The organism is Vibrio sp. St2, assembly GCF_947311885.1.
In the GTDB taxonomy this organism is placed as follows: domain Bacteria; phylum Pseudomonadota; class Gammaproteobacteria; order Enterobacterales; family Vibrionaceae; genus Vibrio; species Vibrio coralliilyticus.
Genome location: NZ_CAMZNA010000003.1, coordinates 18,138 through 33,622, shown reverse-complemented (window position 1 = coordinate 33,622; position 15,485 = coordinate 18,138). Strand labels below are relative to the sequence as shown.

Annotated in this window: 13 protein-coding genes; 1 reads left to right on the top strand and 12 read right to left on the bottom strand. The window is 41.1% G+C overall.

Annotation, left to right across the window (positions count from 1 at the left end):
- Positions 1 to 14 precede the first annotated feature (14 nt).
- Positions 15 to 1,052 (bottom strand): serine protease, encoded by a 1,038-nt coding sequence (locus QMA41_RS11880; RefSeq protein WP_045985674.1) that lies wholly within the window; start codon positions 1,050 to 1,052, stop codon positions 15 to 17.
- Between the two features lie 237 nt (positions 1,053 to 1,289).
- Entirely contained in the window at positions 1,290 to 4,139 is a 2,850-nt protein-coding gene (locus QMA41_RS11875; RefSeq protein WP_281629760.1) for a beta-prism lectin domain-containing protein, read from the bottom strand.
- A gap of 269 nt (positions 4,140 to 4,408) precedes the next feature.
- Between QMA41_RS11875 and QMA41_RS11870 the strand changes: the two genes are divergently transcribed.
- The gene (locus QMA41_RS11870; protein WP_281629759.1) at positions 4,409 to 5,623 is read left to right on the top strand and encodes a glycosyl hydrolase family 28-related protein; all 1,215 of its coding nucleotides are present in this window, start codon (positions 4,409 to 4,411) and stop codon (positions 5,621 to 5,623) included.
- A 212-nt stretch (positions 5,624 to 5,835) separates the two neighbouring features.
- On the opposite strand, the gene QMA41_RS11865 is transcribed toward QMA41_RS11870, so the two are convergent.
- From QMA41_RS11865 to QMA41_RS11820, 10 genes are all read right to left on the bottom strand, one after another.
- Complete coding sequence (locus QMA41_RS11865) at positions 5,836 to 6,228, bottom strand: hypothetical protein (RefSeq protein WP_281629758.1); 393 nt, start codon at positions 6,226 to 6,228, stop codon at positions 5,836 to 5,838.
- Positions 6,229 to 6,311: 83 nt separating this feature from the next.
- A complete protein-coding gene (locus QMA41_RS11860; protein WP_281629757.1) occupies positions 6,312 to 6,818 on the bottom strand; it encodes a winged helix-turn-helix domain-containing protein in 507 nt (168 codons plus the stop codon).
- 193 nt (positions 6,819 to 7,011) lie between these two features.
- Complete coding sequence (locus QMA41_RS11855; RefSeq protein ID WP_281629756.1) at positions 7,012 to 8,532, bottom strand: hypothetical protein; 1,521 nt, start codon at positions 8,530 to 8,532, stop codon at positions 7,012 to 7,014.
- A gap of 73 nt (positions 8,533 to 8,605) precedes the next feature.
- Positions 8,606 to 8,860, bottom strand: a complete 255-nt coding sequence (locus tag QMA41_RS11850; protein ID WP_281629755.1) for a hypothetical protein — start codon at positions 8,858 to 8,860, stop codon at positions 8,606 to 8,608.
- Positions 8,861 to 8,870: 10 nt separating this feature from the next.
- Positions 8,871 to 9,245 (bottom strand): hypothetical protein, encoded by a 375-nt coding sequence (locus tag QMA41_RS11845; protein WP_281629754.1) that lies wholly within the window; start codon positions 9,243 to 9,245, stop codon positions 8,871 to 8,873.
- 909 nt (positions 9,246 to 10,154) lie between these two features.
- The gene (locus tag QMA41_RS11840) at positions 10,155 to 10,973 is read right to left on the bottom strand and encodes an RbmA protein (RefSeq protein ID WP_281629753.1); all 819 of its coding nucleotides are present in this window, start codon (positions 10,971 to 10,973) and stop codon (positions 10,155 to 10,157) included.
- A 196-nt stretch (positions 10,974 to 11,169) separates the two neighbouring features.
- Positions 11,170 to 11,901, bottom strand: coding sequence for a WecB/TagA/CpsF family glycosyltransferase (locus tag QMA41_RS11835; RefSeq protein ID WP_021457167.1), 732 nt, complete (start codon positions 11,899 to 11,901; stop codon positions 11,170 to 11,172).
- Complete coding sequence (locus tag QMA41_RS11830) at positions 11,898 to 13,064, bottom strand: aspartate-semialdehyde dehydrogenase (protein WP_281629752.1); 1,167 nt, start codon at positions 13,062 to 13,064, stop codon at positions 11,898 to 11,900. Before QMA41_RS11830 ends, QMA41_RS11835 begins: the two co-directional genes overlap by 4 nt.
- On the bottom strand, positions 13,061 to 14,170 hold the full coding sequence (locus tag QMA41_RS11825; RefSeq protein WP_281629751.1) for a glycosyltransferase family 4 protein: 1,110 nt from the start codon (positions 14,168 to 14,170) through the stop codon (positions 13,061 to 13,063). Before QMA41_RS11825 ends, QMA41_RS11830 begins: the two co-directional genes overlap by 4 nt.
- Positions 14,146 to 15,474 (bottom strand): phenylacetate--CoA ligase family protein, encoded by a 1,329-nt coding sequence (locus tag QMA41_RS11820; protein WP_038158489.1) that lies wholly within the window; start codon positions 15,472 to 15,474, stop codon positions 14,146 to 14,148. Before QMA41_RS11820 ends, QMA41_RS11825 begins: the two co-directional genes overlap by 25 nt.
- Between the last annotated feature and the right edge of the window lie 11 nt (positions 15,475 to 15,485).

Genomic DNA, 15,485 nt, shown 5'->3' with positions numbered 1-15,485 from the left:
AAACGGTTTAGATTCTAACTTGTTAATTTCCTTCTAAATAGGACACCGCTTATCAATAGAAAAGACAGGTAGCCAAGTGAACCGCCGCCTCCACCATTTGAAGAATTGGCGCTTTCATCAGTAGTTACAGTAGATGAACTAGTAGAGTTTAGGTATGCAGTTCTGTCTGAATCTGTAATGGTCTTCTTCGGTGTTTCAGATCCATTTAGCACCGAAGTAATCCAAGCTTCATGCCCCAAAACTTCGGTAAAAACAGAGTTTGGAACAATTGAAGGATTACCACACCCGCTAACATGGCCAAAGCTTGTAATCCCTACCTGTTTATAACTTCCGCCTGTATACCAATAAAGCGGACCGCCAGAATCTCCGTTACAAACACCATTATCTAAACCGTTACTACCTGGAGTTGGCCACCCCATACATAGATTTCCACTAGTATCTTGACTATATGTGGCATCACACACTGAGTTATCTACATATTGCAACTGCGCATACAATAGATTGTCATCGTTATCAGACCCGGTTTGAGTATCACCATGTCCTACAGCATGAAAGGTCTGAGATACATCTCGATACGTTGAATCGTCGCCTGAACTTGGACGAATGGCATAGTCTGCTGTACTTGAAGTTTGCATCGGACTCGCAAGCTTCAAAATCGCAATATCGTCGGTTAAAGTCGAATCGTTGTAGGTACTTTTATAGTAAATCTCATTTACCATCACACGTTCAACAACGCTGTACGGAAAGTCAGATTCATTCTGGAGTTTAGGCACAGCAGAGGTAAACAGCTGTGTTTCTTCATTGTCATAAATACAATGCGCAGCAGTTAAAACATACTGATCATTTAGTAACGTCCCACCACAGTAACTTCCGACATAATACTTGTTGTCATAATCAATACGATCTTTAAATAAGCTTATTATCGAGGGGTATGTAGTTACACTAGCGTAACTACCGTTGACGATATAAGGCGAAATTTCCGTGCTGTGAGCTTCTAGCGAATAACCGCTAAATAGCATAGCAAAAGGCAAAAGTATGGATAGCTTTCTCATACAAAATTTCCATGCGAATTATTATCATTAATATCAGGTCTGATAGTACATATCAGAAATTACTTACGTCTAGAGATTTCATGCGTTCGGGCTATCTTTTGACCCAAAGTGTTAACTTGGTTAAGACTCATATCTACTATAGAAACTGATGTGTCGAGCTACTTTCGACAAAATGAGGATAAAAAAATGCCAGTCAGAAAACCTGACTGGCATTTTATGCATTAGCTTAAGTGGCAATTAGTTCAGTTCGAACTGAATCGCGTCGACTAACCAACCCGCAGTCCAAGCATTGATTGCTTTGATCTGCTTACCTTGAGGGATATCGAAAGTTTCGACTTTGATTGGCGAAGCGTAGCCTTTAGATCCCAACATGACTGAAGAACCATTCTTGAACTTAAACTTCAACGCAACAATATGGTTACCACCCCAGTAGTAGTGGCCCGAGCTGACTTCGATGCTCTCTACTTGGCTCAAATCAACAGGGCTACGTAGCGCGCCTCCGTTACCGCCAATTAGCGCATTAAGCTCTGTACCTACTGCATCAATCGCTAAGCCAGAACGTACGTAAAGCAAGTTGCTCGCGGTCACTTCCGCTTTTTGTACATCACCATTCGGGTAGCCAAAGATAGGAGAAAACTCCGTTTTACCTGCGCGTAGCGTGCTCGAGCGGTAAGTGTTGTGACTTAGCCAGCTTGGCTGATACGTTTCAGGAATTTGTCCAGCCTGAGTAACATTCGTTAGGTTAAACGAGTGCTGGTTCCAGATACGTGTTGCGTTTGTCCATGGTTTGTCGGCCTGAGCAGACTGATACACATATACGCCCTTGTTGATGCTGTACTTACTGTCGTAGTTGTTTGCGACCACGATCATTTCAGCATTATTATCACCCTCTAGATCAACAACGATTGGGTATTCCCACAAAGTTCCAGTTGAGTTATCGATAACAGCTAACTCTTTCCCAGTCTGACCGTCAAGGATTCGTACTTTGAAATGATCCTGTACAAGCACTTCGTCGATACCATCAGCATCAAAGTCGTACGCAGAAACACCAATCTTACCGCTACCAATATCGTCGTTTTCAACAGACCAAACTAACTCGCCTTTAGCATTGTACATATCAACGGCTTTATAACCTGCGTAAACAATACCGATGCTGTCTGTGCCTGCTGTCGTTGCCGTTTCAAACTGTACGCCTTCAACCAGCCAACCTTGTGACCAAACGTTAACGCCCGTAACGCTCTCACCTTCAGGAAGAACAAAGCGCTTGGTTTGCAGATGGTAGCCATAGTTTTTAGATCCCACCATGACTGATGAACCATTCTTCAGAGAGAACTCCATTGCCAGGAGATGGCGACCACCCCAGAAGTACTTGCCGTATGTGACGTCAATTGCCGTAACATTTGAAAGATCGATAGGATCACGAAGTGCTCCGCCATTACCACCAATCGTGTTATGGGCATCCGTACCAATCGCATCGATTGCAGCACCAGAACGGACATAGAGCAGGTTGTCATTACCGACTTGTGCCGACTCCACATTGCCTTTCTCGTAACCAAAAACTTCCGATTGCTGAGTCACTGACTCACTGTACGCAGCTAGGAAACTTGAAACAGCTTGAACGCCGCCACCTGGGTTGTTCTCGTTAGTAATTTCCCATTTAGTTGAACCATCATGCTCCAACACTGCAAGTGAGCTGTTCTGTGCCGACGAGTAACTTGCCGGAACAGAGACGACCAACTCAGGGTTCTTATCTGAATCTAGGTTGACCAATGAAGAGAACCATACTTTATCAGCTGCGCTGTACTGCCAATCAATAGCTCCAGAGCTTTGGAATAAAGTACCATCAGCAAACACTTCCTGACGGTTGTCACCGTCAAAGTCACCACTGATTGATGCTGGAGACCAAGTATGGCTAAACACTAGCTGACCAGATTGATAATCGTAGACGCCATCCGCAGACAGAATTTCAATATCACCATCGCCATCCAAGTCTGCTAATGCGATGTCACCGACTGTTCTCCAGCCAGACTCAATAGTCGCAATCTGCTTCTTCACATTACCGTGATTATCTAGCACCTTGATGAAGTCACTGCCTGTACTGGTCGTGACAATTTCCACCACACCGTCATGATCAAGATCGGCAACAGCAGGGCTGTAGCGAGCATCTGCAATAACACCGCCGTTGTCGTAGCTCCATAGCTCGGAACCATCCACACCACTTAGTGCTCGAACAAGACCACCGCTTGAATAATTGCGGCCTTCAAACGTTACAACAATCACATCTGCGACGTCTTGGTTATCGATTCGACCATCACCGTTGTCGTCATTAAGCTGAGCGGTAACTGGCGTTACCATTACCTGATCAGACTCAGGTTTAAAGCTGCTACCCTGCCAAGACCATTTCAGCTCAGTCTCGATTTTCTTATCTGGCTCAGTGTAAGCCAAAACTCGCATAGAGCGTGGGTTTGAGAAATCAAGGATTTCACCGTTGTACGCTTTAACTGACTCTAGCTGAGCATTAGACTTGTAACCACCAAATACCGCTAGGCGATTGTAAGATAGGTTGTCCCAATCACTTAGCATCACCCCAAGCCCCTCTGGAGCACGGACTTCAACTTCATGACCTTTAATGTACTCAGGTAACGAGTAACCTGAACGTTGTCCTTCTTTTAGACAGTAACGTTCATCATTCTCTAGGCTGACAATACATGCTTCTGGGTATTGCTCCGACGCCAATACACGCATCGAACGAGGCTTAGAAAAGTCTAAGTAACGACCGTTATACGCTTTCACATTTTTAAGTTGTTCGTTTGACGTATAAGAGTCAAAAACGGCTAGTCTGTTGTATGACAAGTTATCCCAGTCACTCAACATAACAGAAACACCACTCGGAGCGAGAACATCGACCGGGTGCGCGTAGATCCAATTTGGAAGTGAATAACCTGAGCGCTCTCCCGCTTTAAGGCAATACTTCTCCCCTGACTGCTGACTGATAATACATCCCATAGGTTCGGATGCATGGGCAGGCAAGCTGATGTTGGCTAATGCAAGTGAGCCAAATACCACTGCTAATAATTTACGTTCCATTAAGAACACCCTTTGCTGATTTGTTGCCAAATTAATGTATTGCTCAAGACTGGCGTAATTCTTCTGTTACGTTGCTTAATCCAGAAATAAGCGGTTAGGATTGATTCGCGCAAATTATCTGTATGGAATTTGGTCTGTTCAACAATTAGGCGAGAATATCACGCCTCAATAATGAGACATCTTAGAAACGAGACATTTAAATTGGGATACCGCTTCATTTAACAGACAAAAGATAAAAACTTTTATCTCAATATCCAGCGGCGTATAGAATGGCAGCCATAATTCGAGAAAACGTACCGATGCCCAAGCTAGGTCAGTTTATTATGAAAATACCGTTGTTCGTCATTATCGCTCTTTTTGCTCTGCCCACGTTATCTCAGGACAAGGTGTACCGACTGGATCAGTTTGGTGCCATTGGTAACGATTCCCAAGACGATAGCCAAGCCATTCAAACCGCCCTCTCTTCTCTAAACCCTGGGGACATTCTCGTCATCCCTGAAGGCACATATGATGTGTGTCAAACGCTGTACTTAACCAACACCAAGCAAATCTCCCTAATTGGTAGCCAAGGAGCGGTATTGCGTAAGTGCGCTGATTTTATTGGTGAATACCTACTTTATATAAAAGAAACTCAGAACATATTCATAAGTGGTCTTCACTTTATCGGTCTAAATAATGGTGACATCAAACAGGTTTGGGGCGAGCAAGGCGTTTATCTCGCCAGTACGTCTGGCTCCCATCTATCGAACAATACGTTTGAGAATTTTGGTGACGCGGCATTAAGAGTCACAACCGGACCGAATCAAGGGGAGTCTCTTTCGCAAGATGCGACATTGTTCGCCAACACATTTCGCAACTGCAGCCAAGTCACCACCACGCAGGCGACTCAGGGCTCTAGTGCACCCGGCACACAAAACATCGCTTTCGAATACAATCTATTTCAGGGGTGTACTCTAAAGCTTTCAAGCCGACACCAAGTTCAGGGTGCTCTTGTTCTTCACAATACTTTCAAAGATATTAGTAGCGCGGCATTAGAAGTCAGCTATTACACGGATGTCTCGGTGAAAGACAATAAATTCGACAATATCACCGGTTACGTCATGAATGTGTACCCCAATACACGTGCTGAACAGCCAGTACACTGGGGTAATATTGAGTTTCATAATAACGATGTATCCGATAGTACCATGGGGATCAGGCTACAAAGTTTTTCCGCGAACGAGTCACCGACAAAGTCAGTGGAAAATATTTCCGTCTCACATAATCGTTTCTCCAACATTACCTGTGAAGGAACAAATGAGCAGAAATATAAAAAGATCATTCGAACTTATAGTCAGAAAAGTGGCTACTCATTTGAAAACGTAAATATTGTTGGTAACGAGTACGACGGGGAGTCAGGATGCGATTTTCTTTCTATTGATACGTCATCCGAAAAAATAAAAATAGAAGAAAATACCAAAACGCTAAAGGTCGATGGAAATTAGCTCTCTAACGTTTTGATACTTCACGTGACAAGTGGAAGCGTACTTTAACCAAATCATTTTTCGTGAGTTTAAGGTACCTAGCATAGACATACGTGAATATAAGCATGCATACACGTTCTGTTTAGTGGGCTACCTCATCGTAAGCTAAATGTAATTGGAGAATTACAGCCCGAAGAGAAATCCGGGGTGCTGATAAGTACGTAACACCGTCGTTATGCCTCTTCTCCCCTGAGATAAATAGCTTTATTTGTGCAGGCGTCACCTTTACATATAAGGTCAGCATTAAGGTGCTTCCTCACTATGGGTGAGTAAAACTTTAAAACTCTTCCATCATCACTAAACATGATAGGAATGATATTATCGATCCGATAGCGATCTCTAAACCAATCTTGACCAAAAAAACCTTGGCCTAATACTGACTTAGATTGAGTAGTAATTAATATTGCTTTATCTGGAAAAAATCTAAAAATCCTGCCATTCATCATGGTAATATTTTCAATATATCCATAATCATTTTTTCTTTTGTAAATTGTATTGAAAACTCCATTACTTACATAAATTTCAATGATATAACTGCGTTGTCCACGCTTACGTTCATACACCATATGATCATTATAAGTAATACTATAGAGTAGAGGCCAGCAGACTAGGATTACCAAAATACAGGCCATAGTCAGTCTAACTATTGTCATAATAAACCGATCTTATAATAAGCATAGATAACTAGAATAATTGCCAAAAAAATTATGACTTCTGGAATGAATCGAAATCTTGACACTATTGGCTTTCTTTCATGATTGCATGGATGACTCACCTCCAAAAAATCCTCGCAAATAGGCGAAGATTCTTCAAAAGAAATCAGACGTTCATGGAAAATCTTATCGCTTACCTCATTCAGAGTAGCGGGCCTATCCAATACATACCCTTGATGGCGGATTGACTTAATTTCCAGATCCATATCCAATTCTTCTTTGAGCACTTTTCTAAGTTTATGAATCGTTACTTTAATAGAAGACTCCGTTACTACACGTTCAGACCATGCTTTCTCAATTAATACATTCTTATTAATTGGGTGTGGGTAGCCATCACATAGTTGTTTTAACACCAAATAATCACTATCAGCTAACCTCGTGAAACTACGCAGCTCTTCATATGCTAAAGCCCTAGATGAGGTATAGTATTTAAGGTAAATCATTATCAACACTCATTAATAACACAGTTAAAATATAATATTTATATATAACTGTTAAGCTACAAATATTATGAAGGTCAGTTTTTTAACAGTTAAGTAGGATTATTAATCAATTACTCCCCTTCTCATATTTGAGAGTGAGCATTTATCAAGCAATTATAATAAATCAATATAATTACTATGAATTATATAAACCCTAATATTCAACATCATAAAATTCTATACTACCTGGTTTATTCCAGTTCAACATGCATTCTGTAATTCTCTTTGGAGAATATACATTATCTGATTCATCAAGAGGATCATAATAGGCAATTCTCTTGCAATAAAAGTGCTTGATACGTAAGTTGAGCGTAGAGTAATAATTAATTTTATCCTTATTATGATCAATAATATCGGATATTGATATCACTTTTATTTTAGGGTCACTAAGACTAATACCAATAGCCCAATACAGGCCAAAACCTTGAATATCAAAAGAATTACTGAAGAGAATATTTGCTTTAGAGCTCGAAATTAGATTTTCTTTGAAGTAACGATAAACATCTCCATTATCACAGATAATAATTGTATTCTCATCGAGGCATTTATAAACTGGCCACGCTAAGTGTCCTCCACAATTTTTTATATCACCTATACCAAAAATGTTTTTTATTAGCAGATTAGATTCTTTATTCCTCTTCATTTTCTTCATTTTTGTATTGGATACTAGTAAGTTAGTAAGGCGGTTTATTGTTTCGGACAAATCGAAGATTATGTTATTACTTATACATCGTTCAAGGCAGCTGCGTTCGTTTGTAATGCTGAATACTGTTACATTGGGTGAAAGTACGTTGTCATTTATCTCAAATCCCGTATGGCATCCAATCAAAATAATTAAGTCCGCTTTATACAATGCTTTGTTAGCAGTGAAGCTTCCGTGCTCGCCTCCTACTCTTCCCAGAAAATAGTCACTGTGCTCCGAACCCAAAAGGCTAAAGCCCTGAAAGGTTGACACTACTGCAATCGGCGCCACATGTAGTAAGTGCGATAGCGCTTGTCGACACTTTGTTACTGACGCACCGACGCCCGTTACAATAATTGAATACCTTGCGACCGTGAGGTGATGGTATAGATTGGCTATTTGGGAATCTATGTCCTTTTGATTGTCTTCATTCGCAGGTAACTTGGCCACTAGATATTCTTGTTGACCAGTTCGCTCAGGCCTTAGTGACAGCCTAATAAATGATACTCCTCCAGATCCAGACTGACATGATTGAAACATCTTCGGAAATCGCGATTTAAATAAACCAAACTCAAAGACTAGGCAGTAAGAGGTAAGCTTATCACCAAGCTCGACTAAGTTATCAATTCTTTCTGATTCCCCTGAAATTTCGCCTTGTTCCCAAAGAAGTACAAATACGCTATCTGATTCTGATTGGCAGAACATACATTGCTCAATCGATGATAAAATCGATGAGTCGTTCCTAAGAAGCACAGTACCTGGGCCTCGCCCAATTCTGCTGTATCCCGCAGCCATAGTGATTGCATCAGATGCATCTTTACATATCACAGTTTTAATATTCATTACTTCAAGAACATAAACAAGTGTTGAAATATCTTTGTCATGTTCACATACCGGCTCAAAAAACACACACTCCACACCGCTCTGAGCAAAGCAGTTAGCAACTTCATAAGAAAGAAATACAGTATTTTTTACAGGTTCTATTGTTGTCATTATTATCAAATGGACTTATTGAGTATCAAACGTTCAACTCTAAATTCAATGGTTAGTTCAGATAACGAATTTATTACAAACTTAGGTAAATACGATCTAGAGACAATTTTATTGTTCGTCCAGACTCAAGTGAAATGACCACACTGCTTGGAATATCAATACTTCCAAGCGCCGTGTATTTACTATCTTTATGAATATATAGTTCAACAACTCGGTTAATTCCCTCTTCTCCACTAAAATAGAGATTCTGTTCAGGCAGGGGATAAAAATACCCTATATGTTTTATAAATGAGTATATCAGCTCAACATCATTTTTATCCAAAATCATACTTCACCTATTATACGATTGTGCTTATTACGTAAATTTCGCCATTAAAGCGTTTCACTAATGTAGTGTAGTCAATTACTTCCAGAGCTTTCTCAACGTGACCAGGTAGAATTTCATTGTACTTTTCTATATTTTCATTGAGCAAAACACCATGGATATGTGTAGATGGTATAGCGCTTCCTTCTGTGCTTTCTTCGTAAAAAACTTTATTAAGTTTATTGTTAATCAAGGACAGTCTAGAGTCTGTTTTATCTGATACTAAACCCACCACGCATAATCTAGAGTGCACATTTTCATCAAAAATAAATTCTCTTCTCGGATCATGTTTATTTCCATACAAATTGTTTGACAATTTTTTATTATAAAGTTCTTTATAGGTATTCATCTCTACTTCTGCAATACCCACAAATATAAACGGCAACCTTATGTGGCTGTATAGTTTCCTAATCAGATTGGACAAATAATCACTATCAATTTAGTCATACTTAAATTCCGCATGTCGACCCAGTTCATAGGGCACCAAATACTGCTCGGATTGCAAACTCACATCGTTCAGCTCCAACTTACTAATATGCGATATTCTTTTATTAGTGATTCCAGGAAGATAACAGTATCCATTCAAAAATATAGATTCATCTTTGATTAAATGATTTGAAGGCGCAGAAACACGAATGCCAAACTTATATAGAGATGAGTGGTAGTAGTTGTCATCGTTTTTACATCTACCTCTTTCACGGTCTTTTAATGAAAGGTGTCGGTCAATGACTAACCTGTCTTTAATTGGATATAGTCGAACAAAGTTTTCATCGACTTCAAGTTCTTTTGCAGTTTGTATCATAGAGCCTATAACTATTCGTTATTCTGATTTTAGCACTAGAAGTTGGCTTAGGTTATACGCACTCTGGCTTAAGTCGTAATTTCCTTATTGAATATTCGTAAATCAACATCCCCCTTCTAGCTAACAGCAACTCTATAGATACATTTTTTAAGAACAAGCAACATTAGGTTAATAACCATTAAGGACAACAAATAAATATAAAAAAATATCGGGTGTATAAGGTGAAGCTAAAAATAACAGTAAGCTATTGATTAAAAGAGATTTAATGGGAGAGTAAATAACCATGATAAAATAGATGTTATCATCGAAATCATGTATCTTTTACTCAAATTCAAAGAGAAGGAGATATAACGTAAGGAAGTACTTAAACTAATGTAGGTATTTAGAAGGGATGGATGAAGAAAGTAGCAGGAAGATACCTGCTACAGAATATGAAATGATGGACATACGAAAGATTTAGTCAGTAACGGCACGTTCACCTTTATAAACTTTAATGGCGCCTTCAACACGTTTGCCACTATCTACATCATATAGTTGCGGTACGATAGTATATTCGCCATCCGGGTAGCTAGCGTCCAGAGTGAAGCCACGAATAATACTAAGTTCCTCCAGAGCTGGTACCGATTTAAGTACACGAGCGTGAACAGGAATTGCCAAGCCGTCTGGACCAACAGCAGTTACCCAGAACTCAATGTTGGCAGATTGATCTCTGGTATTATGAGCTTGCAGGTCGAGAATCAGATAACCACCTTCACTAGGGAAAATCGTGTCGTTAACAGCAAATGCTTCTAGTATCAGGCCATCGATAGCCGCTGGCTGTTCAATACTTACGCCCTTAGCAAACGTCTCTGATTTAGAGAAAGTTTTACCCGTTTCAACGTTAACACCTTCGACAGCTACCTGATATAAACCATCATCCATATACTCGCGTACCCAAATACCACGTTCGATATGTAGTGCAGACCCTTCTTCAATATTTTCACTGTCAAATTCAGAACTATTAATACCAACAACTGACTTAGCAGGAAATACAATACCTTTAGGGCCTTTTACAGATACCCAATATTTAAGACTGGCATCTCCATCACCAATATTTGTTAAATCAATGCTTGCAGACAAATACCCACCTTCTGTCGGTACCTGATTTTTAGAAAGTTGAATTTGTGCATCAAGAAGAAATTCTTCGTTCGCAATTTGATTCTCAACAGCAAATACAGACAAAGAAGTGCTCAGCGCTATACTACCCGAAAGTAGAGCGATAATTAGTTTTTTCATTTTCACACCAAAATGTTAATAAATAGATTTGATTAGTACGGCAGAACAAAGCGTAACAACTGAGTGTTTTGCATTCAAACAAAAAACCAATAACACCTTGTGTATTAATTAAACTTATTAATCAAAGAAAATGTTTTCAGTTGTTACATTGCTTTAGTGACAAAAGTCACATTAAGGATTATATAGACAGGATTGATTATTTGCCAAGTCGTTCTTTCAGTAATAAAAGAGCAAACTTTGAGTTAGTCACCAAATAGCGCTTCCACATTCTTCTTGGTTCCTGAATAACTCGATATAACCACTCTAATCCTGCATTTTGCATCCAAACCGGAGCGCGGTTAACCTTACCCGCAACCACATCAAATGTACCGCCTACCCCCATAACAAAGTCCACGCCCAACTCATCCCGCCATTTATTAATGAAGTTTTCTTTTTTTGGCGATGTAATAGCTACAAATAGTAATTTTGCGCCTGACTCCTTGATTTTGTTTACTAAAGCTTCTTCATCATCCCAAAAATAGCCATGGTGATATCCAGCTATATTGAGATTGGGGTGATTGGCTTTCATGACTCGCGCCGTTTTCTCTACAACTTCTTGTTTTGCTCCTAGGAAAAATACAGGAAACGCCTCAGCCTCAGCCATTGCATTGAGGTGATGAAACAAATCGACACCCGCGACTCGCTCAGGGATCTGATGACCAACAAACCTTGCCCCCCACACGACACCCATACCATCAATATTGATGATGTCACATTCAGTCACAGATTTTGCTAGCTCGTGATCCTTTTTCATGTTTACCAGTTTGGCAACATTCACAACCACGTGTTGAGTAAACTCTCCGGATTCAATACGATCTTTTATTGATTCTACGGTTTGAGCCATGGTCATTGTGTCCATTGGGCTTCCCAAGAATGTCACTCGACTCATGACTTTTCTCCTTTCTGATTCTTTAAATAAATACTCATGGACAGGTACATCCAAGCTTGAGTCCAACGCACATAGTTAATCGCGTTAGTTGTGCGTGCGGTCTTTTGATAAACGAATTGCTTTTTATCTGAAAGATAAAGCTCTTTGACAGACCAATTGAGTACTTTGCCTGCCATGTCTAAATCGTCTTGCTCTCCACCGACCTTAATTAAGGTGATCACAGCTTGGGCTACTGAATGCGGATCAAGAGGGTAGCGGTTATTGTTGTAGTACTTCGCCGTACCATCTTCTTCAAAAAGATGCGCTTTGTAGTAAACCAACCCATGATCAATCGACTCGTCAAACTCGTCGGTTTGCAGCGAATGTTTGAGTTCGTATAACGCTTCAAGGTTATAACCTGTATGAAAACCATCAATGAACTGGTGGTGGCTGCGTGCACCATATACCCAACTGCCATCAGGTGACTGCTCATTGATACTTTGCCAAGCCACAGTTCTAGCAAGTTCTTGATATTTCCCGTTGTCTGTCTCAGAACCAACAAATCCAACCCAGGCAGCGGCCCATAAACTTGCGTTATGGACGAATGCTTTTTCCCCTGGGATATAAGCAAAAAATTGTCGTTGCTGATCTTCTGTGTATAAATGCTCAACAATAAACTCTGCACTGGAACATGCTGCATCAACATAGCGTTGGTTGTTGGTCAGCTTTCCAAGGTCGAACAAAGCTCTGCTTACGTAGATGGTTGATATGACGTTGGGTTTACCCTTGGGTACAAAAAATGCCCGGGCTTTCCAATCAAAATGATATCCCCAGCAAGAAGCCCCCCAAGTTTTCGAGCAGCACTGATGCTCCAACAACCAGTCTGCCAATTTCTGGGCTTCTTCAAGTAAGTGAGTTTCATAAGTGGTCTGGTATTGCTCTAACATCCCTGAAATAAACAAAGCAACGCCTTTGGGATTGCGCTTCTTTGGTACCCCAAGAAGGTGACGCATATTAATATTCGAGCGTTTGAAAATCTGAATCCATGCGAGGCCGAATAGCGAATTACGCAAACGCGGGAAAACATCGAAAAGGCGAGCATTTAGTCCATCAAACGGATCAAAACCGGCAAAATCGTTGTGAGTGGCATCGTCTAAAAGTGAGCGACGAATATCAGTAATCATGCGCGACTCCTTTGGAGAAGCACGGCATCATAAATACGTTGCACTTGAGGAATAATAGCTTGCACAGAAAAGTGTTCATCAAATTTTTGTTTTGCGTTTTGGGTATAGTTTTGATTCATATCTTGATTAATCAATAGTTCAATAAGCGCATCAGCCAAGGCCTCTGAGTCCCCAGCTTCTACGAGAGTGCCCTCCTTGCCATGAGATATCGCATCAGGAATACCACCAGCGTAGGTGGACACCACGGCAATACCAGCCGACATCGCTTCCAATACCCCCATTGGAAACCCTTCGTTATAGCTAGGTAGGCAATAGATTTGAGTCTGTCTCAGTACGTCGAGCTTGCGTTGACCAGAAACCCAACCCAAAAACTCCACATGGGATTCAAGCCCTAAATCCCTTGCCATCGCACGGTACTTTTCAACGTCACCATCACCTCCGATCATAAGCTTAGCGTCAGGGCAGTGTCGTTTGACTCTAACCATGGCCTTGAGCAGGTCATGAACGCCCTTACGCTCACCCACTCTTCCAAGAAAGCTAATGGTTGAAGAAGATGTAGACGATGCTTCAAGCTCAAGTGATGGCACAGCGTTATAGATCAACTGGAAGTGCTCTGAGCGATGAAAAGTCGCTCTTGCCCAATCGATCCACTGAGAGGAGAGCACAATAACCACATCCGACATTTCGAATGTGTCACGAATGTGCTTCTTTCTATTCTCATCACACTCGTTCGCATAGAAATCGCGAAACTCAGCGCCATGCAAATGCAATATCACGTTGCCACCCAGTGCTTTAATCAACCTCACAAGCACTGATTTCCGCAAATAGCTTCCTCTTGAGGCAACATGAATATGTGCTAACCCGACACGATAAAACGCAAAGTAGAACAAGACCTTAACTAACGCGCTGATATAAAGCAGTAATGCTCCAACGCGCCCAAGTCGATTGTTGGTAGAGTGAGTTGCAATCAGCCTTACCGCATTGTCAGCAAGGAACCCGGACTGTTGGTAAACGCCCAATACAGTTGCAATTCCGCCCTGCCCTTTGATATCAGTTGCAATGGTCAGATTGATGGTCTTTTTCAAAATGTGCTCTCCACGCTGCATACGGCCTGACGCACCTTGCCATTTTTCGTTCTGGGTAATGCATCTACTCTGTGAACATCGACTGTAATGCTTTGTCCTACACGCTCGTTAGTGTTGGCGATGAGTTGCTGTTCCTGCTGCTTCGTAAACTTGGCTTCGTCAACGACAACTAATACTTTGATTGATTCTGCTTTTTCTTGAACAAACTGGCAGCTTATTAAGCCTTCTATACCTTTTGGTATGTGGTTAAGAATATGGATTTTCTGACCATCTTCACCGAGCAGAAAATCACCAACGCGTCCTTCGATTTTCTCAATAACAGGGTATGTTCTTCCACATGGGCAACGTTGTTCATTTGCCAAAACAACGTGATCCCCAGTGCGGTAGCGTACGAGGGGATAAAGTGCATTATTGTAGTTCGTGCCAACAATCTCGTGCTTGCCATCACCACTATCTAGAAATTCAACATGCGAGTAATCAGAAATAAGGTGATAATTGCCATGTTCACAACTACCAATCGCTGCGACACGCTCAAACAGCCCATACCAATCAAACACCTTGCACTGAAAACGTTTCTCAATTACTTCTCGATCTTCTTGTGAGAGAGATTCTGAGGAGGTCACGATCGATTTCAATTTGCCTCGGTAATACAAGTCCTTGCTTTCTAGGAACTTGGCTAGCGTAGCGATTGAGGATGGATACGCTTGAATAATATCGACACCGTAGTCTTCCATTGCTGTCAGATAACCCGGAATCGCATCCGCTGTCAGATGAAACGACGACATTAGAATCATGTTTTCAAAAACTGAATAGCGCCAATAAGGGCCAACTTTCTGAGATAGTGGCACGACTACATCACCGCGAATCCACGCTCGCTTGTCGCCTTTTTGGTAGCCAGCCCACTCTAAATGACGAGAGACAAACGCCTGCTCCCTAAGCACCGAATTGAGGTCTTGTGGGATCGATAGAGGCGTACCTGTTGTGCCACTAGTACTGCCCTTCACTGTCACTTTAGGGTTGAGCTGTGTGTTGAGAAAAGCGTCCGGTGAGGCTTTGACATCTTGTTTGTCAATAAACGCAAACTGGTCTAGCTGTTGATGTGTTCCGTAAGCAGCAGTGCTTTTTGCGCGTAACAATGCCGCTTCAAGTTGCGAATCACAAAAGATCTTGAGTGCATCATGAGAGTATTCGTTTTCTCTAAGCTGACTCTTCAAACCTGCGACACGTTTTTCACTACGAATGGCTGCACGCACTAAGTCTCGTAAAGACACCATTACGTTCTGAATAAATATTGGCGATTTCTTATATATCGACGAGGTGTACACGTTACTATCCC

What these genes read in the sequence shown, in the direction of transcription:
- QMA41_RS11840 (WP_281629753.1), bottom strand. Translation starts at nt 10,973, where the DNA reads ATGAAAAAACTAATTATCGCTCTACTTTCGGGTAGTATAGCGCTGAGC.
- QMA41_RS11830 (WP_281629752.1), bottom strand. Translation starts at nt 13,064, where the DNA reads ATGATTACTGATATTCGTCGCTCACTTTTAGACGATGCCACTCACAAC.
- QMA41_RS11860 (WP_281629757.1), bottom strand. Translation starts at nt 6,818, where the DNA reads ATGATTTACCTTAAATACTATACCTCATCTAGGGCTTTAGCATATGAA.
- QMA41_RS11835 (WP_021457167.1), bottom strand. Translation starts at nt 11,901, where the DNA reads ATGAGTCGAGTGACATTCTTGGGAAGCCCAATGGACACAATGACCATG.
- QMA41_RS11875 (WP_281629760.1), bottom strand. Translation starts at nt 4,139, where the DNA reads ATGGAACGTAAATTATTAGCAGTGGTATTTGGCTCACTTGCATTAGCC.
- QMA41_RS11870 (WP_281629759.1), top strand. Translation starts at nt 4,409, where the DNA reads ATGGCAGCCATAATTCGAGAAAACGTACCGATGCCCAAGCTAGGTCAG.
- QMA41_RS11865 (WP_281629758.1), bottom strand. Translation starts at nt 6,228, where the DNA reads ATGGTGTATGAACGTAAGCGTGGACAACGCAGTTATATCATTGAAATT.
- QMA41_RS11855 (WP_281629756.1), bottom strand. Translation starts at nt 8,532, where the DNA reads ATGACAACAATAGAACCTGTAAAAAATACTGTATTTCTTTCTTATGAA.
- QMA41_RS11850 (WP_281629755.1), bottom strand. Translation starts at nt 8,860, where the DNA reads ATGATTTTGGATAAAAATGATGTTGAGCTGATATACTCATTTATAAAA.
- QMA41_RS11880 (WP_045985674.1), bottom strand. Translation starts at nt 1,052, where the DNA reads ATGAGAAAGCTATCCATACTTTTGCCTTTTGCTATGCTATTTAGCGGT.
- QMA41_RS11845 (WP_281629754.1), bottom strand. Translation starts at nt 9,245, where the DNA reads ATGAATACCTATAAAGAACTTTATAATAAAAAATTGTCAAACAATTTG.
- QMA41_RS11825 (WP_281629751.1), bottom strand. Translation starts at nt 14,170, where the DNA reads ATGCAGCGTGGAGAGCACATTTTGAAAAAGACCATCAATCTGACCATT.